The organism is Pseudomonas sp. CFBP 8772, from assembly GCF_014841665.1.
Classification (GTDB): Bacteria; Pseudomonadota; Gammaproteobacteria; order Pseudomonadales; family Pseudomonadaceae; genus Aquipseudomonas; species Aquipseudomonas graminis_B.
The window spans coordinates 770919-789458 of the sequence record NZ_JACYUI010000001.1 but is presented as its reverse complement, the minus strand read 5'-3'; the positions used below and the strand labels follow the sequence as shown (position 1 = coordinate 789458).

The window sequence follows — 18540 nt, the reverse complement described above, 5'->3', positions numbered from 1 at the left end:
CACGCGGGTTCAGGCCTCAGCCAGCACCGGGATCAGATCCCGACACCGGCCAGTGTTTCAGCCCTTTCCCGTTGTGATCACTCAGTACTCGGTGTTGCCGTCGTAGTCGCTGTTGCCATCGGCTGCGTCGGTGCCTTCGGCCTGATCAAGCACACCGCCGGTCTTCACCGCTGGCAGGGTCACTTTGACCGAGTTCAGCGCCGAACGTGGCAGCGGGTTGCTGGTGGTGGTCGACAGTTGCTGGCGGAACGAGTTGACCAGCTTGGCGTTCAGACGGATGTCGTCCGAGGCCGCGCCCAGGCTGATGTTGAAGGTGTCGGCATCGATCACCCACTGCTTGCTTGCCTCGTCGAAGTACGCCAGCGAACGATCGTTGAGTTCGATGGTGACGTGACGGGTTTCGCCCGGCTGCAGGAAGACCTTCTTGTAGCCTTTCAGCTCTTTGACGGCGCGCTCGACGGTCGGGTTCTGCTGGCCGACGTACAGCTCGGCGACTTCGGAACCGGCACGCTTGCCGCTGTTGGTCAGGTCGAACGAGACCTTGATCGGCGTGTTGCCCACTGCAACGCCCGGGGTGACCGAGATGTTGTTGTAGGTGAACTGGGTGTACGACAGGCCGTGACCGAACGCGAACAGCGGTTTGGTGTTGGTCTTGTCGTAGCCACGGTAACCGAGCATGGTCAGATCGTGGGCGTAGGTGATTTCCTTGACCTTGGTGCGTGTGTTATCGAAGGCCGGGAAATCCTTATACAGCGGATTGTCTTCGATGTTGCGCTCGATACTGATCGGCAGCTTGCCCGACGGGTTGACCTTGCCGAACAGGATCTCGGCCAGGGCCTGACCACCGTTCTGACCTGGGTAGAACGCGTGCAACGCAGCCGGAACCTGGTCGATCCAGTCGCTCATTTTCAGCGCGGTGCCGCCGTGCATGGTCACCACGGTGTTCGGGTTGGCCTTGGCGATGTTCTGGATCAGTTCGTTCTGGTATTCAGGCAGATCGAAGCTGTGGTCGAAACCTTCACCTTCGTATTCAGCGCTGTTACCGACGGCAACCACGACCGCGTCGTATTGCGACAGGTCTGAAGGTGCGGTCAGCGAAGCGGTCGACATCTGCACGCCCACCAGGCCGCCCATGGTCGACAGGTAGCCGTCACGGCGCGAGTACTCAAGCTTCACGTCGTAGGCCTTGCCGGCTTCCAGCTTGATCTTGCCGGAAACGGGGATGGTCGGCGGAATGCTCTTGTTGGTGATGTTCTCACCGTCGCCGTTGTCGATGACCTTCTCGCCGTTGACCCACAGACGCACAGCGCCGTCGGCACGGATTTTGAAGACCTGGTCGCCGCTGATGGTCGGGGTGACCTGACCGCTCCAGCGAATCGAGGTGTTGGCGGTGTCGCCGTTGCTCGGCACGCTGTCGGTGGACCAGTCCAGGTTGACGTAGGTGTCGATCTGGGTGGCCGAAGGATCGCCGGACCAGGTGGCGTTGTTGAAGTACTCGGTCTTCATGCCCGCAACGCTGTTGCCTTTGCTGTCGGTGGTGGTCCAGTGCATCGCTGTCGGGTCGAGGGACAGGCTGTCGAGGAACTCCACCTGAGCACCCGGTGCGATCTGGCGCAGACCGCTCAGCTCGCTGATGTAACGGGTGGCGTCAACGTGAGCACTGCCGAAACCGGTCGGCGGCGCGTACTTGGCCAGGTCGCCAACGACGGCGATGCGCTTGACCTTGTTCTTGTCCAGCGGCAGCACGTCGCCCTGGTTTTTCAGCAGCACGATACCTTCGCGAGCGATGTTCAGCGCGACCTTGTTGCTGGTAGCGCTGTTCATGTTGTGCGTGGTCAGCGGTGCGAACTTGTCGAACTGGTACAGGTAGATGTTCTTCAGGATGCGGCGGACCTTGTCGTCGATGGTCGCCATGTCCAGCTCGCCACTGTCCAGGTAAGGCTTGAGCACCTTGCTGTTCATCTGGCCGCCCATCATGTCCAGGTCGGTGCCGGCTTGTGCCGCTGGCAGACCGTGGACGACGGCGTTGTAGTCACTCTGTACCAGACCCTTGAAGCCCCATTCCTTTTTCAGGATGTCGGCGATCAGGTGCTTGTTCTCGCATGCGTACTCGCCGTTCACTTTCTGGAACGAGCACATCATCATCGCCACGGTGCTGTTCTTGGTGGCGGATTCGAACGGCGGCAGGGTCATCTCGCGCAGGACGCGCTCAGGCATGACCTGATTCAGGATGAAGCGGTTGGTTTCCTGGTCGTTACCGGCGTAGTGCTTGGCTTCCGCCCAAACGCGACGCTGCTGGATACCGTTGATCACCGCAGGACCCAGGCTGGCGCCGAGGAACGGGTCTTCACCGGAGAGGTATTCGAAGGCACGGCCGCTCCACGGCATGCGGTACAGGTTCATGCCCGGGCCGGTGACGAACTGGTAGCCGCCGCTGGCGGTGTCGTAGCCCAGGGCGCGGCCGAAATCGATGGCGCGGCGCGGATTGAAGGTGGACGCCAGGTTCGGGCCGGACGGATAGACCACGCCCGGATCGTTGCCTTCGCTGGTGTAACGGATGCCTGCGCCGCCGTCAGCGCCGTGGATCTGTGGCACGCCGTACTGGCTGAGCGGTTTGACGTCCCAGCCGCCGATGCCGCCGATGTAGGCCAGCTTTTCTTCCTGAGTCATCTTCGCCAGGGTTTTTTCTGCGGCTTTGTCCGCGCGCAGTTCCTTGGCAGCGAGTTGCTCTTGGGTGGTGGTATCGGCTGCGTTGGCGTGGCAGATGGCCAGGCTCAACAAAGCCAGTGCCGAGTGGGCACCGAAAGTTTTACGGTTTCGCATAGGGGACGCTCTCCAAGTACCACCCGCGCTCATTTGTCGCAGTTGACACGCCAAAAGCCTTTGTTTTCAGGCAATAAGCTGCCTATACCGATATTTCTCGAAAGAACATCGGCGAACGGAAAGTGGCGTTATAACAGGACGATGAGTAGGGGCAATATGATCTTCTGTAACTTATGTTAATGGCGATGAGCCACCCAACTGCACGAGCATTGCCCGAGACGTTTAAATTAAGGCAATTGTTTTCAATTGATGTCAAACAAAATAATCAATCTCGAACAAACTCGACATTTTTTGATACATCATCTGAACTCTTGCTAAACCTACAGGTCTGTAGGTTTAGCAATTTTCACCGCTCACCCCCTGAAACCCCGTAAATGCTGGGGTTCGCTCCCCGAGCGAGTGATGAACCTGCGCTGCGAGCCAGCGTTTCGATCATTTCAAACACATGACAAACATTGGAGAAACAACACATGAAACTGCCAGTACTGGGCGCCATCGCTGCACTGACCCTGTCGTTCGCAACTGCAACTATGGCCGCTGATTCCGACACTCAGGAAACTATCTCCGGCGCAGCAGATTCTACCGTCATGACCCAGACGCAAGATGCAAAAGCCGTGAAAAAAGCCACCAAACAGAATCAGGCTGATGAAAACAAGCGTGGCCGTCCGTCCGCTAAAACTTCATCTGCGACAAACTAACGCACTGCCGTTCAGTTGCTGTTAAGCAGCATACTGTTAAGCACGTTATGTAATTGATCCCCCCCGAGGTCTCGTCAGAGGCCTCTCTTATTTGAACCGGTGCTGTGTCCATTCCTCTGTCCCCTATCAATAGCCAGCAACTCACCGCGCACTCGGCCGAAGCGCTGTGTGCCTGGCTGTTGGCCAATGCCGGGCTCAAGACAGGTGATCTGGAACGGGCACAGCGACTGGCCCAAGAGTCGGAAGGCAGTTCGCTGACCGAATTGCTGACCCGCTTAGGGCTGGTGTCCGAACTGGACCTGGCCAAGGCGTGGGCCTCAACGCTGCAGGCGCCGCTGCTGCTGGCGGAAAACGTGACGCTGTCCGGCGAGCCGTTGCCAGAGTTGAGCGAACGCTTTCTGCGCCACTATCGCCTGCTGCCCATCGGCGTCCACGCCGATGGCGTGCACGTGCTGGCCGCCAACCCGGGCAATGCCTATGGGCTGGACGCCGTGGCCTACGCCTGTCAGGCGCCGGTGTACGTGTCGGTCGGCGCCGGCAGCGAGGTCGACGGGCTGATCGAGCGTTATTACGGCCAGGGCCGCTCAGCCATGGGCTCGCTGATCGAAACCCTCGACGAGCACGACGGCGCCAAAGAAGACATCGAGCACCTCAAGGACCTCGCGTCCGAGGCGCCGGTGATTCGGCTGGTCAACCTGATCCTGCAGCGGGCCGTCGAGCAACGCGCTTCCGACATTCATATCGAGCCCTTCGAGAGCCAGCTGAAAGTGCGCTATCGCATCGACGGCGTGCTCCACGAAGCGGAAGCACCGCCCTCCAGTTCTTCAGCTGCCATTATTTCGCGACTGAAGATCATGGCGCGGCTGGACATTGCCGAGCGGCGCCTTCCCCAGGACGGCCGGATCATGCTGCGCATCCAGGGTAAAGAGCTGGATTTGCGGGTGAGCACGGTGCCCACCAGTTTCGGCGAGTCGGTGGTGATGCGTTTGCTGGATCGGCAGACCGTCAGCTTCGACTTCCCCAGCCTGGGCATGGACGGCGAGCGCCTGCAGAACTTCCTCGACGTGCTGGAAAACCCCCACGGCATTCTGCTGGTCACCGGCCCCACCGGTTCCGGCAAGACCACCACGCTGTACACCGCGCTGTCACGGCTCAACACCGCCGAGCGCAAGATCATCACCGTGGAAGACCCGGTCGAGTATCAGCTCGAGGGCATCAACCAGATTCAGGTCAAGCCGGCCATCGGTCTGGACTTCGCCGGCGCCCTGCGCTCAATCGTCCGGCAAGACCCGGACGTGATCATGATCGGCGAGATGCGTGACCTGGAAACCTGCCGCATCGCCATTCAATCGTCCCTGACCGGTCACCTCGTGCTCTCGACCCTGCACACCAACAGTGCGGCGGCGAGTATCACGCGGCTGCTGGACATGGGCGTCGAAAGCTACCTGATCGCCTCCACCGTCAAAGGCATTCTGGCCCAGCGGCTGGTGCGCAGGCTCGATCCGCTCACGCGCATCGCCTTCGAAGCACCGCCGGAACTGGTCGCCGAGCACGGCCTGGACCGCTTCACCGATCAGCGTCCCATCACCCTGTATCGCCCCGCGAGCGAATTGCCCGGCGGCGGTTATCACGGCCGCAGCGCCATCACCGAATTGCTGGTGATGAACGAAGAACTGCGCGGCCTGCTGATGCGTCAGGCCGATGCCTCGACGCTGGAACAGGCGGCCCGCCGTGGTGGCCTGCGCACCCTGTATGAAGAAGGCCTGCGCCAGGCGGTGGCCGGCGTGACCTCCCTTGAAGAGGTGCTGCGCGTTACGCGTGGCGACTGACCATGGCCCATTTCAAATACCGCGCCCTGGATGCCGACGGCGTCGCCCAACACGGCACCCTCGAAGCCGCCGATCAGACCGCGGCAACAGCCGTCCTGCACAAACGCGGCCTGTTGCTGCTCAGCCTTGAGGCCAGTACCAACAGCGGCCTGCGTGCGGCCATGCGCCGGGGCGCCATGAACGGCGCGGCGCTGGTGAGTTTCACCCAGCAACTGGCTACCCTGCTCGGCGCCGGCCAGCCGCTGGAACGCGCCCTGACCATCCTCCTCAAGCAGACCCACGAGCCCAAGCGTCAGGCGCTGCTCGAACGCATTCGCGAACAGGTCAAGGCCGGTAAACCCTTGAGCCAGGCGCTGGAAGAAGAGCACGGCCAGTTTTCCAGCCTGTACATCAGCATGGTCCGCGCAGGCGAAGCCGGCGGCTCTCTGGAAAACACCCTGCGTCAACTCAGCGAGTACCTGGAGCGCAGCCAGATGCTGCGCGGCGAAGTCATCAATGCGCTGATCTACCCGATCTTTCTGGTGGTCGGCGTGCTCGGTTCGCTGGCCCTGCTGCTGGCCTACGTGGTGCCGCAGTTCGTGCCGATCTTTCGTGACTTGGGCGTGCCGATTCCCTTCATAACCCAGGCGATCCTGTGGCTGGGGGAGTTCCTCAGCGCTTACGGGTTGCTGCTGCTCGGTGCGATCGTCGGCCTGATCTGGACCGTCGCGGTGCTGCGTCGCGATCCGCAAAGGCGCCAGCGTCATGACCGGCGCCTGCTGTTTATAAAAGTCATCGGCCCGCTGTTGCAGCGGATCGAAGCCGCGCGTCTGGCGCGCACCCTCGGCACGCTGCTGAGCAATGGCGTCGCGCTGTTGCAGGCGATGACCATCGTCCGTCAGGTGTGCGGCAACTACGCCCTGCGCGCCCAGGTCGAGCAGGCCACCGAGTGGGTCAAGGGTGGCGGCACGCTGGCCCAGGCATTCGGCGAGCAACCGCTGCTGCCGGAACTGGCCCTGCAGATGATCGAAGTCGGCGAACAGGCCGGCAACCTCGACGGCATGCTGCTCAAGGTTGCCGACGTGTTCGACGTCGAAGCCAAGCGCGGCATCGACCGTCTGCTCGCGGCGCTGGTGCCGAGCCTGACCGTTGTCATGGCGGTGATGGTGGCGGTGATCATGCTCGCCATCATGCTGCCGCTGATGAGCCTTACCAGTAACATTTGAGGAAATACACATGTCCCGATTCAACGCTGCCCAAGGCCGTCGCCAGGGCGGTTTCACCCTGCTGGAAATGCTCGCCGTGATCGTGCTGCTGGGCATTGTCGCCACCATCGTCGTGCGTCAGGTCGGCGGCAACGTCGACAAGGGCAAGTACGGCGCAGGCAAGGCGCAACTCGCCAGCCTCGGCATGAAGGTCGAAAGCTACGGCCTGGACGTCGGCACGCCGCCGGCCAATCTGCAGCAACTGGTGACCAAGCCGGCCAACGCCACTGGCTGGGCCGGCCCGTACGCCAAGCCTTCGGACCTGAAAGATCCCTTCGGCCACGCGTTCGGCTACCGCTACCCGGGCGAGCACGGCAGCTTTGACCTGATCTTCTTCGGTCAGGACGGCCAGCCTGGCGGTGACGGCTACAAGGCCGACATCGGTAACTGGGAATAACATGCGCGCCCTGCCCCGCGCCCGCGGCTTCACCCTGTTCGAATTGCTGGTGGTGATCGTTCTGATCGGCATCAGCGTCGGCCTGGTGAGCTTTGGCGTGGGTCGGGGCTTGCACGCGGCCGGTGAGCGTCGGGCGTTGAGCGAAGTGGTGCAATCCCTGCGCGCGGCGCGGGTGCAGGCGATCGTCAGCGGGCAACCGGCGCAGACACGCTTTGACCTGCGCCACGGACGCCTTCAGGGCCCGCACCTGAAGCCGGTGCAACTGCCCGACGACATGCGCGTGCAATTGCAGACCGCCGACGGCCTGGGCCCGGCGTTCGAGTTCTATCCCGACGGCGGTTCCAGCGGCGGCCATCTGCTGCTGGCCCGGGGCGACAAACACTGGCGCGTGGACATCAACTGGCTGACCGGCAACGTTCAGTTGCGCACGCTCAATTGACGCGTCAGCGCGGTTTCACATTGCTGGAGATGCTCGCTGCCCTGGCGGTGCTGGCGGTGTGCAGCAGCGTGCTGGTGGTGGCGTTCGGGCAGAGCGCGCGGGCTTTGCAGCAGGCCCAGCGCAGTGATCGGCTGAGTCTGGCCGCGCGTTCGTTGATGGATGAAGCCAGCGCCGGTCGCTTGCAGCCGGGTCGGACCGAAGGCAAGTGGAGCGGCGTGACCTGGCAGATGGAGGTCAGCGCGCTGCCCCGCGGCAATGCACCGGCGACGGCCTGGCGCCTGGACCTTGAGGTGAGCGACGGCGCGCGGCGCGCCCATTACAGCAGCCTGCAAGTGCGCAGCTCAGACTCAGGTGCCGGGCAATGAGGCGCCGTTCAATGACGCGCCAATGCCAAGGTTTCACCTTGCTCGAAGTGCTGGTGGTGTTGAGCCTGCTCGGCGTGCTGCTGACCATGGTCGGCGCGGCGATCACCGGGGCCAACCGCGCCATGGCCAAGGCCGAGCGCTACAGCACGCGGCTCGATGAAATACGTTCGACACAGAATTTCTTGCGCCACGCCATCGGCCAGGCGCTGCCACTGGCGGCCGGCGGGTCCGAGCCCGGCCAGGCGCCGGTGTTCGAGGGCGATGCCCAGGCCATGCGTTTCTATGGGCCGCTGCCCGCCACACTCGGCGGCGGTTTGTACCGGCACAGCGTGACGCTGGTGGCCGGTCAGCGTTTGCAGATCAGTCTGGAGCGGTTGCGCGGCCAGGCCTTGCTGCCGGCCGAAGAGCCCCAAGTGCTGTTGCACGACGTGCGCTCGCTGCAACTGAGTTATCGCGGCGTGTCGCCCACCGGTGAATCGACTGCATGGCTGGATCACTGGCCTTGGCCGGGGCGCCTGCCGATCAGCGTGCGCATCGACGCGCAACTGGGCGGCCCCGTGCCGTGGCCATTACAGAGCATCAACCTGCGCCTGGACCTGTCCGGCGAGGCGCACACGCTATGAATGAACGTCGGCAAAAAGGCGTCGCATTGCTGCTGGTGTTGTGGGTGCTGGCGCTGCTCAGTACCCTGCTGGCCGGTTTGCTCGGCTGGGTGCATTTGCAGAACCGCCAGGCCCTGTGGCAACGCCAGCACACCCAAGGGGTGCTCGCCGCTGAAGCCGGGATCGGTATGGCGGTGCTGGCGCAGCTGGACCGCGACCCGGTGCGGCACTGGAAAGCCGACAACCAGCCCCATGAATTGCGTTTCGATGACGCCGCGCTGGCGGTGAGCCTGGGCAGCGAGACCGGCAAGCTCGACCTCAACGCGGCACCGGCGGAATCCTTTACCCGCCTGCTGGTGGCGTGCGGCGCGAATCCGGATCTGGCGCGGCAAGTGGCGCAGGGCCTGGAACAGCGTCGTGGCGGTGGCCGGGCGCCGCTGCGGATGGTCGAGGAAGTGCGCGAACTGCCGGGCATCGGCCAGCCGCTGTACCAGTGCGCCAGCCCGCATGTCACGTTATGGAGCGGCCTGAGCGCGCCGGATCCGCGCATGACGTCGCCCTGGCTGCGGCAAGCGCTGGGGCTGCCCCAGGCCGGGCCCGCAACCGAAGACGCAGGACCGGTCATCAGTATTCGAAGCCAGGCGACATTGCCCGGCGGTTACACCACGACGCTCAACGTCACGTTGTTATTGAACCCATCGAAGGAGGGAGCGCGACCGTATCGCGTTCTGCGTTGGCAAGAATGAAGCAATCACTTTTACAGCAACTGGCGCCCTTGCAGGCCCGGGTGCGCAGTCAGTGGCGTGACAGCCCGGCGCAGCACCTGTGGCAGGCGTGGCTGGACGAGTTGCAGGCGATGCTGCCCGCCAGCGTCCGCGCGCGGCTGATGCCCCAGGTGCGGGAGCGGCTGATCGACTGGCCCCTGCCCGAGCACATTGCCCACGAGAGCGGGGAGCGGCTGATCCTGATGCTCCCCGCCGGCATGGTGCTGGCGCAACCGTTGCAACTGCCGCTGGCGGCGCTGCGGGATCTGCACAGCGTGGTCGGCTTCGAGCTGGACAAGTACACGCCCTACCCCCGCGAGCAGATGCATTACGTCGCCCGCGTCACCAGCAAAGGCAAAACCCTGGCGCAGGTGCTGCTGGTGGCGGTGCTGCGCGAGCGTTTGCAGCCGATCATCGACAGCTGCAAGGACCGTGGCCTGTCGCTCTATGCCGTGGATGCGCGCAACGCCAAGGGCGAACGGCTGAATGTCGATCTGCTGCCGGCCGAGCTGAAGCCAGCGACCGCAGGTTCCGCACGCCTGCCGCGCTTCCTTGCCGTGGTCTGTGGCGCCTTGCTGCTGACCTGCATGGTGCTCTGGCTGGATGCGCGTACGGTGCAAGTCGAAGCGATGCAACAGCACGTCGACGAGCAACACAGCCAGGTGCAAGCCGTACAGAACCTGCGCCGCGAATTGATCAACACCCAAGGCGCCGCACGCTACCTGGCCCAGCAAAAGGCCGCGCAACCCACCACCTCCAGCGTGCTCGCCGACCTCACCGGTTGCCTGGGCGCTGACACGTGGGTCGAGCAGTTGGAGATTTCCGACGGCGGCAGCGTGTCGATCACCGGCCAGAGCGCCAAGGCCAGTGCCCTCATCAGCCGCATGAAAGACTGCCGCACCCTGACCGACGCGCAGTTCCAGGGGATCATTCAGCCCGATGCGCAGACCGGCAAAGAGCGCTTTTCCCTGCGCGCCCAGCTGCCCAAGGAGGCCGCCGATGCGCCGTGAACTGACCCCGCGCGAACGTCGCGGTGCCGCGCTGATCGCCCTGGCTCTGGTGCTGTGGGCGGCCTGGTGGCTGCTGGTGCAGAGCTGGTTTCTTGATCCGTTGAGCGACCTTCAGGAACTGGCCGAGACCCTGCGCCATCAAGAGCAACGCTATGCCGGCGCACTCGCTCAACGCGGCAGCCTTGAGCAGCAGTTGCAGGCCGCCCGCCGCGACCCGTCGAGCCGCAGCAGTCTGTTGCCCGGCGAAGACCCCAGCGCCGTGGCCGCCGACCTGATGCAACGCAGCCTCGATCTGGTCAAGGCCCACGCCGATCAGGGCCCCGGCTGCCAGGTAACCCAACGCATGCCGATCACCCCCGAGCGCGACAGTGCCGAGCCCTATCGTCAGGTCAAAGTCAGCCTGACCCTCGACTGCGCCATGGAGCCGCTGGTGGGTTTGCTCCACGAGCTGGAATACGGCCAGCCGTTTCTGTTCATCGACAACCTGAGCATTCGCCGGGCCACCTCGGCACCGGCCAGTGGCGGCGCCGGCCGCTTGCAGGTGCATATGCTGTTGCGCGGGTATCTGCAACAGGCCGCGCCGCACAAGGCGCTGCCGTCCAAAGCCCCCGCCGCCGAGCCAGAGACCGACGCCCGGCAGCAGCCTGATCCCGCCGAGCAGGCCGATCTGGATGATCAACCCCAACCACTGACACCGTCCGAGGAGCCTGACGCATGAAGTTCGACTCCCTTACCCTCGCGCTCGGCGCTGTCACGGTCGCCCTCGCCGCCGTTGCCGTCAGCCTGAGCATGGGCGCCGGTCAGGAGATCGACTGGTTGCCGGCCGGCGAAGCCCGTGAAGCGGCACCAACCGCCGGGCCCGCGGCGTTGCCCTCGCTGCCGGCTCAGGCGCTCACGCTGACCTGGCAGCAGTCGATGTTCAGCCCGGACCGCAAGCCTGATCTGGTTACCGGCAAATCCCGGGCCTCGTCCCTGGACGGCATCAGCCTGAGCGGCGTGATCATCGATGGCGCTTCACAGTGGGTGCTGCTGCAACTGCCGCAGAAGCGCCGCCTCAAGCTGGCCGTCGGCAGCACGCTGGACAATGGCTGGACCCTGGATTCGGTCACGCCGCAACACGCCACTTTCAGCCATCAGGGCCAGACCCGCGAACTGCGACTGCCCCTGCTGCGCCTTCCGCCGCCGTCGAAAGTCCCCCCTATTACTCTTCCAAACGTACCCACACCATGAACAATCGCACCCCTGAGTTTTCCCGTCTGCGCAGCCCGTTGTTGTGCCTGGCCACCGCCGTGGCCCTGGCCGGATGCGCGTCCACTCCGGAACGTTTTGAAAATGATCCGGCCCTGATGCAGGAAGCACTCAATGGCACCGGCTCGCAGCGAGGCCCGGTCAGCGATCCGGTCGAAGCGCCGAGCCCGAACAATCCTGGCGCCAGGCCTGCGCCCGCGCGCCAGCAGATCATTCGTGGCAACCAGACGTTCGTGCGCGGTGCCGGCCCGGCGCAGACCGGCGCGGGTGCGAAAGGCGCGGCCGCGCCGGCCGGCGACATCACGTTCAACTTCGCCAATCAGCCCATCGAAGCGGTGATCAACACCGTTCTCGGCGATTTGCTGCACGAGAACTACAGCATCAATCAGGGCGTGAAAGGCGACGTCAGCTTCTCCACCTCGCAACCGGTGAACAAGCAGCAGGCGCTGTCGATTCTCGAAACGCTGCTGTCGTGGACCGACAACGCAATGATCCGCCAGGGCGACCGTTACGTGATCCTCCCGGCCAACCAGGCCGTGGCCGGCAAGCTGGTGCCCGAGATGCCGGTGGCGCGCCCGGCTACCGGGCTGTCGGCGCGGTTGTTCCCGCTGCACTTTATCTCGGCCACCGAGATGCAGAAGCTGCTCAAACCCTTTGCCCGTGACAACGCGTTCTTGCTGGTCGATCCGGCGCGCAACGTATTGAGCCTCGCCGGTACGCCGGATGAACTGGCCAACTATCAGGACACCATCGACACCTTCGACGTCGACTGGCTCAAGGGCATGTCCATCGCCGTGTATGGCTTGCAGCGCGCCAGCGTCAGCGAACTGATGCCGGAGCTGCAGAAGATGTTCGGCCCGGACAGCGGCATGCCGTTGGCCGGCATGGTCAAGTTTCTGCCCATCGAGCGGACCAACTCGGTGGTGGCGATTTCTTCCCAGCCGCGTTACCTGAGCGAAGTCGGCGACTGGATTCACACCATCGACGAAGGCGGTGGCAACGAGCCGCAGATGTACGTCTACGACGTGCGCAACATGAAAGCCACGGACCTGGCCAAATACCTGCGGCAGATTTACGGCAACGGCCAGATCAAGGACGACAGCGCGGCCAAGGTCGCGCCGGGCCTGCGCACCCGTTCGCTGTCCTCGCTCAACGGCAGTGGCACCGGCAGCAGCGGCGGATTGAGCGGCAGTGGTCAGGGCCTGAATGGCAGCTCCGGGATGGGCGGTGGCCTGGGCTCGGGCATGGGTGGCGCCAATGGCGGTTTGCAGAACGGCACTCAGCAAGGTGAAGAAGAGCAGGACGGCGAAACCTCCGAGGACAGCGCCGACAGCAGCGGACAGAGCGACAGTTCGGACGCCGCCTCGAGTGACTCGGGCGCCAGCAAGCGCCTGGACGACAGCACGCGCATCACCGCGCAGCAGAGCAGTAACCAGTTGCTGATCCGCACGCGTCCGGCCCAGTGGGCCGAGATCGAGTCGGCCATCAAGCGACTGGACAACGCGCCGATGCAGGTGCAGATCGAAACGCGGATTCTGGAAGTGAACCTGACCGGCGAGCTGGACCTCGGCGTGCAGTGGTACCTCGGTCGTCTGGCCGGCAATTCCGCCAGCACTACTGTCGCGAACACCGCCGGCAGTCAGGGCGCTCTGGGCGGCGGCGGTGCCGGGCTCGGTGCCACCGATTCGCTGTTCTATTCCTTCGTCAGCAACAACCTGCAGATCGCCCTTCACGCGCTGGAACAGAGTGGCCGCACGCAAGTGCTGTCGGCGCCTTCGCTGGTGGTGATGAACAACCAGCAGGCGCAGATTCAGGTTGGTGACAACATCCCGATCAGCCAGACCACGGTCAACACCTCGACCACCACCGCCACCCTGAGCAGCGTTGAATACGTGCAGACCGGGGTCATCCTCGACGTCGTGCCGCGCATCAATCCGGGCGGTCTGGTGTACATGGACATTCAGCAGCAGGTCAGCGACGCCAACGACACGGCCACTGACGCCAACGGCAACCCACGGATCTCGACGCGTTCGGTGTCGACCCAGGTGGCGGTGCAGAGTGGTCAGACCGTGTTGCTTGGCGGCCTGATCAAACAGGACAACGCCGACACCGTGTCTGCCGTGCCGTACCTGGGCAGCATCCCCGGCCTGCGCTGGCTGTTCGGCAACACCGTCAAGAGCAAGAAACGCACCGAGCTGGTCGTGCTGATCACCCCACGAGTCATCACCAGCAACAGCCAGGCGCGGCAAGTGACCGATGATTATCGTCAGCAACTGCAGTTGATCAAGCCGACGCCGCCGATGAGTACTCGGTAGTTTTGATCGTTCCCGCGCTCCGCGTGGGCACGATCCGATCAAATCCACCGAGGGCACCTTGGCGCCGTCGCTTCTGCCTCGGGGGCCTGAGATTGCTTTACTCCCGCGCGTGAAACTCTCGGCCTCGGGCGAAGACCAAGACAGTACCCATGACTGGCGGGTTTGAGCCCGAGAGAGCGCACGCAATTGGACAGCAACGACGGTTTGCATTTTCACGACGACGAACTGGCGCAGGCGCGGCGGTTCAACAAGAAGCTGGCCTGGCTGCCGCGGTTTCGTATCCGCAATCGCTTCACGCCCCTTTTGATCCAATCACTGTTGCGCGTTGGCCAGCTCAATGGCGCGGCCAAGCTGGCCCGCCATGGCTTGCACGCTGAAACCACCACGGCGAGTGTCGACGGTCATCGCTTGCCGGTGCGGATCATTCGGCCCAGGGGCAAGGCCAAAGGTGTGGTGCTGGACATTCATGGTGGCGGCTGGGTCATCGGCAATGCGCAGATGAATGACGACCTCAATATGGCGATGGTGCGGGCGTGCGAAGTGGCGGTGGTCTCGGTTGACTATCGGCTCGCTGGCTCAACGCCGGTGGAAGGGCTGATGGAGGATTGCCTCGTCGCCGCGCGTTGGTTGCTGGGTGATGGCTGCCCGGAATTCGCCGGGCTGCCGGTGATCGTCGTCGGCGAATCGGCGGGCGGGCATCTGGCCGGGACGACGCTGCTGCAGCTCAAGGCCTGGCCCGAGTTGTTCAAGCGCGTGTGCGGCGCCCTGCTCTACTACGGCGTCTACGACCTGACCGGTACGCCGAGCGTGCGCACGGCAGGCCCCGATACGCTGGTGCTGGACGGCCCGGGAATGGTCGAGGCCCTGCGCATGCTCACGCCCGACATCAGCGACGTCCAGCGTCAGGCGCCGCCGTTGTCGCCGTTGTATGGGGATTTCTCCGGTTTCCCGCCCGCGTTGATGTGGGTCGGCGAGTTGGACCCGCTGCGCGATGACACCCTGCAACTGGCGGATCGCTGGGGCAAGACCGCAGGGGTCGAAGTGCACCTGCTGCCGGAAGCGCCCCATGGCTTCATCCACTTCCCCACCCTGATGGCCGACCGTGTGCTGGAGCATAGCCGCGCCTGGATTCGTCAGCGCATTCAATCTACGGCGGGTTGACCGAATTCGACTGACTGCGCGCCGCTTTCTAGCGGGACCTGGCCGTGACGCAGAATTGTGGGACCGGCTTTAGCCGGGAAGGCATCAGCAGCCACACCGCCAATTTGAGGGTGTTCATACCGGCCTCTTCCCGGCTGAAGCCGGTCCCACCAAAAGCAATCGCAGGGCCCTCCCGCTAAACCCGATCGAACCCCTCGTGCCGTCTCGGGTCTGCTGATCAATCGCTTTCCCGGAGAACCTTCGATGTCCCCGCATCACACCCTGGTCCTGCTCGCACGAGCGGGATATGCCGCACGCGGCGTTATGTACCTGATCATCGGCATTTTCGCCTTGCTCGCCGCCCGCGATTCGTCACGCCCCAAGGACAGCCACAGCAGCCTCGAAGCCCTGTTCAGCCAGCCCTTCGGTCACTTTCTGGTCGGGCTGGTGGTGGCAGGTCTGCTGGCATTCGCGGCCTGGCGGGTGTTGCAAGCCACTCGCGACGTCGACCATCACGGCAGGGAGTTCAAGGGCCTGGTCATTCGCGGCGGCCTGCTCGCCGGCGGTCTGGTCAACGGTGCGCTGGCGTTCTTTGCCCTGGGCCTGTTGATCGACGGCCTGCGCAGCTCCGGCGGTGGTGGCGGAGGTCAAACCGAAGACCTGCTGGCTTACCTGCTGTCGTGGAAACACTCCAATCTGGTCGTCTACCTGGTTGCGCTGGTGCCGTTCGGCGTCGGCATTGCGCATTTCTTCAAGGGCTGGAAAGCGTCCTTCGAGAAGTATTTCGAGGCCGACGATGACGTCATGAAATACGTGACCCCGGTGTCCCGCTTCGGCCTGATCGCGCGCGGCGTGGCGTTCGTCGAAATCGGCGTGCTGCTGGCCATCAGCGGCTCGAGCTATCAGGCGATGCACCCGCCCGGGCTGAAAGATGCGCTCAACGCGCTGCAAAACCTGCCGGCAGGCGGCGTGGTGTTGATGGTCATGGCGCTGGGCCTGATCGCGTTTTCGGCGTACAGCTTTGCCGAAGCCGCCTGGCGCCGGATCAACATGGACGTGCCCGGCATGGCCCAGGCCTGAGCCTCCGCGGGATCAGGCGGTTCAGAGCACCTGCAGATTGACTGATTGCGGAGTCATCGATCCACAGTGATCGGAACCCCAGGCTGTTTTTCCCCGCGCCCTCGCTCCCTAGCATGGCTCCACTCATTACGGTGGAGCTTTCCCCATGCACGACTTGCCCGTTGTTTCGACCCACGTGACGCCCATGTCCTCGGCGTCCCCCTCCTGGCGCGAGTGGCTGTCGGTGTATTCCGTGGCCTTGGGCGCGTTTGCCTTTGTGACTGCCGAATACCTGCCGGTGGGCGTTCTGCCGCAGATCGCCGAAAGCCTTCACGTCACCGATGGGGTGGCGGGGCTGATGGTCGCCGTACCGGGCATCGTCGCGGCGATCTCCGCGCCGGCGATCATCCTGGGTGCCGGGCGCATGAACCGCCGGCTTCTGTTGCTGTTCCTCAGCCTGCTACTGGTGCTGTCGAACCTGATCTGCGCGGTGTCACCGTCGCTGCCGATCATGCTGCTGGGTCGCGGGCTATTAGGGATTTCCCTCGGAGGCTTCTGGGCCGTGGCGATTGCGGCGGCCGGGCGTCTGGTCAGCGAGTCGAGGGCGGCTAAAGCCACGGCGCTGATCTTCGCCGGTATCACCCTGGCCACGGTGTTCGGGGTGCCGTTCGGGACCTTCGTCAGCACGGTCTTTTCATGGCGCATGTCCTTCGTCGTCACCGCCGGATTGGGCCTGATCGCTCTGGCAGCGCAGGCCATCACCCTGCCCTCGCTGCCTTCCAGCGAAGGACTCAAAGCCCGTGCGCTGCGGGCATTTCTGTCCCGGGGCACAGCGCGCCGCAGCATGCTTTTGCTCGGAACGGTGGTCGCCGCGCACTTCACCGGCTACACCTACGTCGCGCCGTTTCTCGGCCAGTACGCCGGGTTCTCGCCCAACGCGATTACTGGGGTGCTACTGGGTTTCGGGCTGGTGGGCATGCTGGCGAACTTCGCCATGGCCGGGACCCTCACCACGCATTTGCGCGCGTCGCTGGGCGCCGTGATTGTGCTGATGGTGCTGGCGCAACTGGCGTTGCCGCATTTGCAAGGCGTCGGCGTGATGCTGGCGGTGCTGGTGTGGGGGGTGGCCTATGGCGCGATTCCGCTGGGCGTCAGCAGCTGGATGCAACTGACCTCGCCGCAGTTGCCGGAAGCCAGTTCGGCGATGCTGGTGACCATGTTTCAGGTGGCGATCGCCTCGGGCTCGCTGTTCGGCGGGCTGATGGTCGATCACCAGGGCGTGTCGGCGGCGCTGTGGCTGGGCGCGGGTTTGGGGCTGCTGGGCCTGGCGGTGATGCTCAGCTTCGGTGTCGCCCGGGCGCCTATCGCTCAAGCGTTGCAGCGCTGGGTCAGCCCTTGAGAATGTTGTCCTTGAAATAGTCGATCAACACCCGCAGCCGAGGGGCGGTCTGCTTCGACGCAGGCCAGAGCATCCACAGGTTGCCGGTGTGGTCGGTGTAATCCCCGAGCACCACCTTCAGCCTGCCGTCGGCCAGCGGCGCGCGGATGGAAAAATCCGGCAGGCAGGCAATCCCGACGCCATCGATCGCCAGATGCGCCAGCGGGTCCGTCGTCGTGCAGGTCAATGCCCGCGAAAGGTTCGGCTGAATGTGCGTGTCGCCGACGCGCAACGGCCAGCGCTCGATCATCCCGGTGGCCGGAAACTTGTGCAGCAGGCAGGTGTGGTGAATCAGCTCGTCGGGGTGCGCCGGCTCACCGCAGCGCTTCAGGTACGCGGGCGATGCCACCAGTTGCAACTGGAAGCCGCCGAGCTTGCGCGCGGTCAGCCGCGAGTCCTGGGGCGCACCGGTGCGGATCACGGCATCGAAACCTTCCTCGATCACGTCCACCATACGGTCGGACATGTCCACTTCCAGCTCGATGTCCGGGTAGGCGCGCATGAACCCGGCCAGCACCGGCATGATCAGTACGTTCTGAATCGGCACGCTGATGCGCACTTTGCCGCGTGGGGTGGCGGACAGCTCATGCAGTTCCAGTTCGGCCGCTTCGACCTCGCTGACGATGCGCTTGCAGCGATCGAGAAACAGCTCGCCTTCGGTGGTCAGAGTGACGCTGCGGGTGCTGCGATGGAACAGCCGCACGCCGAGGCGCTCCTCCATGCGCGCCACGCTCTTGCCCACGGCGGACGACGAGATTTCCAGCAGACGCCCCGCTTCGGTGAAGCTGCGGGTTTCGGCCACGGTGATGAACGCCGTGATGCCGCTGAGACTGTCCATCATGGGTGTGTGCTCTTGGATGGATGAAAGTGATGCATCGTTGGGTGAGACGGGTTGTAGCACTGACTGTGGGGCTGACTCCAGACCGGATTGCGGGACCGGCGATGATCACGACCGTGGGGCGGGTTGTGACCTCGACTGCAGGGGCGGCTTTAGCCGGGAAGGCGTCGGATGGCGCACTGCGGAACTGAGGGTGAATGCGATGGCCTCTTCCCGGCTGAAGCCGGTCCTACGAACAGCATTGCGTGTGTCCAGTCAGTTCCATTACAGATTCGATGCGCCGAGGGGACCGGCTGCGGAACACCGTTGTGGGACCGGCTTTAGCCGGGAA

At 64.1% G+C, this 18540-nt stretch carries 16 protein-coding genes and 1 pseudogene; 15 read left to right on the top strand and 2 right to left on the bottom strand.

The window, feature by feature from the left end:
• Positions 1-81 precede the first annotated feature (81 nt).
• A complete protein-coding gene (locus tag IFT99_RS03415; protein WP_192130439.1) occupies positions 82-2823 on the bottom strand; it encodes a beta-glucosidase in 2742 nt (913 codons plus the stop codon).
• A gap of 470 nt (positions 2824-3293) precedes the next feature.
• Here IFT99_RS03415 and IFT99_RS03410 point away from each other — a divergent pair, with 470 nt between their 5' ends.
• The 15 genes and pseudogenes from IFT99_RS03410 to IFT99_RS03340 all read left to right on the top strand — a co-directional run bounded on the left by IFT99_RS03410 (position 3294) and on the right by IFT99_RS03340 (position 17332).
• On the top strand, positions 3294-3521 hold the full coding sequence (locus tag IFT99_RS03410; protein WP_192130438.1) for a hypothetical protein: 228 nt from the start codon (positions 3294-3296) through the stop codon (positions 3519-3521).
• A gap of 110 nt (positions 3522-3631) precedes the next feature.
• Entirely contained in the window at positions 3632-5350 is a 1719-nt protein-coding gene (gspE, locus tag IFT99_RS03405) for a type II secretion system ATPase GspE (protein WP_192130525.1), read from the top strand.
• Between the two features lie 2 nt (positions 5351-5352).
• Positions 5353-6555: a type II secretion system inner membrane protein GspF gene (gene gspF / locus IFT99_RS03400; RefSeq protein ID WP_192130437.1), complete on the top strand. Its 1203-nt coding sequence runs from the start codon at positions 5353-5355 to the stop codon at positions 6553-6555.
• A gap of 10 nt (positions 6556-6565) precedes the next feature.
• A complete protein-coding gene (gene gspG / locus IFT99_RS03395; protein WP_065989019.1) occupies positions 6566-6991 on the top strand; it encodes a type II secretion system major pseudopilin GspG in 426 nt (141 codons plus the stop codon).
• Position 6992: 1 nt separating this feature from the next.
• Positions 6993-7430 (top strand): GspH/FimT family pseudopilin, encoded by a 438-nt coding sequence (locus tag IFT99_RS03390; protein WP_192130436.1) that lies wholly within the window; start codon positions 6993-6995, stop codon positions 7428-7430.
• Entirely contained in the window at positions 7427-7795 is a 369-nt protein-coding gene (locus tag IFT99_RS03385; RefSeq protein WP_192130435.1) for a type II secretion system protein, read from the top strand. Before IFT99_RS03390 ends, IFT99_RS03385 begins: the two co-directional genes overlap by 4 nt.
• A gap of 11 nt (positions 7796-7806) precedes the next feature.
• On the top strand, positions 7807-8418 hold the full coding sequence (locus IFT99_RS03380; RefSeq protein ID WP_192130434.1) for a prepilin-type N-terminal cleavage/methylation domain-containing protein: 612 nt from the start codon (positions 7807-7809) through the stop codon (positions 8416-8418).
• Positions 8415-9143, top strand: coding sequence for a type II secretion system protein GspK (locus tag IFT99_RS03375; protein ID WP_065989014.1), 729 nt, complete (start codon positions 8415-8417; stop codon positions 9141-9143). The genes IFT99_RS03380 and IFT99_RS03375 overlap by 4 nt, the downstream gene beginning before the upstream one ends.
• Complete coding sequence (locus IFT99_RS03370; RefSeq protein WP_192130433.1) at positions 9140-10171, top strand: PilN domain-containing protein; 1032 nt, start codon at positions 9140-9142, stop codon at positions 10169-10171. Before IFT99_RS03375 ends, IFT99_RS03370 begins: the two co-directional genes overlap by 4 nt.
• Positions 10161-10751 (top strand): annotated as a pseudogene (gene gspM, locus IFT99_RS03365) (type II secretion system protein GspM); the annotation flags it as partial. The gene IFT99_RS03370 and the pseudogene gspM, both read left to right, overlap by 11 nt.
• Before the next feature lie 134 nt (positions 10752-10885).
• On the top strand, positions 10886-11401 hold the full coding sequence (locus IFT99_RS03360; protein WP_192130431.1) for a general secretion pathway protein GspN: 516 nt from the start codon (positions 10886-10888) through the stop codon (positions 11399-11401).
• Positions 11398-13734 (top strand): type II secretion system secretin GspD, encoded by a 2337-nt coding sequence (gspD, locus tag IFT99_RS03355; RefSeq protein ID WP_192130430.1) that lies wholly within the window; start codon positions 11398-11400, stop codon positions 13732-13734. Before IFT99_RS03360 ends, gspD begins: the two co-directional genes overlap by 4 nt.
• Before the next feature lie 186 nt (positions 13735-13920).
• On the top strand, positions 13921-14895 hold the full coding sequence (locus IFT99_RS03350) for an alpha/beta hydrolase (protein ID WP_192130429.1): 975 nt from the start codon (positions 13921-13923) through the stop codon (positions 14893-14895).
• Between the two features lie 243 nt (positions 14896-15138).
• A complete protein-coding gene (locus IFT99_RS03345) occupies positions 15139-15954 on the top strand; it encodes a DUF1206 domain-containing protein (RefSeq protein WP_192130428.1) in 816 nt (271 codons plus the stop codon).
• A 145-nt stretch (positions 15955-16099) separates the two neighbouring features.
• Positions 16100-17332: an MFS transporter gene (locus IFT99_RS03340; RefSeq protein WP_192130427.1), complete on the top strand. Its 1233-nt coding sequence runs from the start codon at positions 16100-16102 to the stop codon at positions 17330-17332.
• Here IFT99_RS03340 and IFT99_RS03335 read toward each other — a convergent pair.
• Positions 17322-18209, bottom strand: coding sequence for a LysR family transcriptional regulator (locus IFT99_RS03335; protein ID WP_192130524.1), 888 nt, complete (start codon positions 18207-18209; stop codon positions 17322-17324). The genes IFT99_RS03340 and IFT99_RS03335 overlap by 11 nt on opposite strands.
• Between the last annotated feature and the right edge of the window lie 331 nt (positions 18210-18540).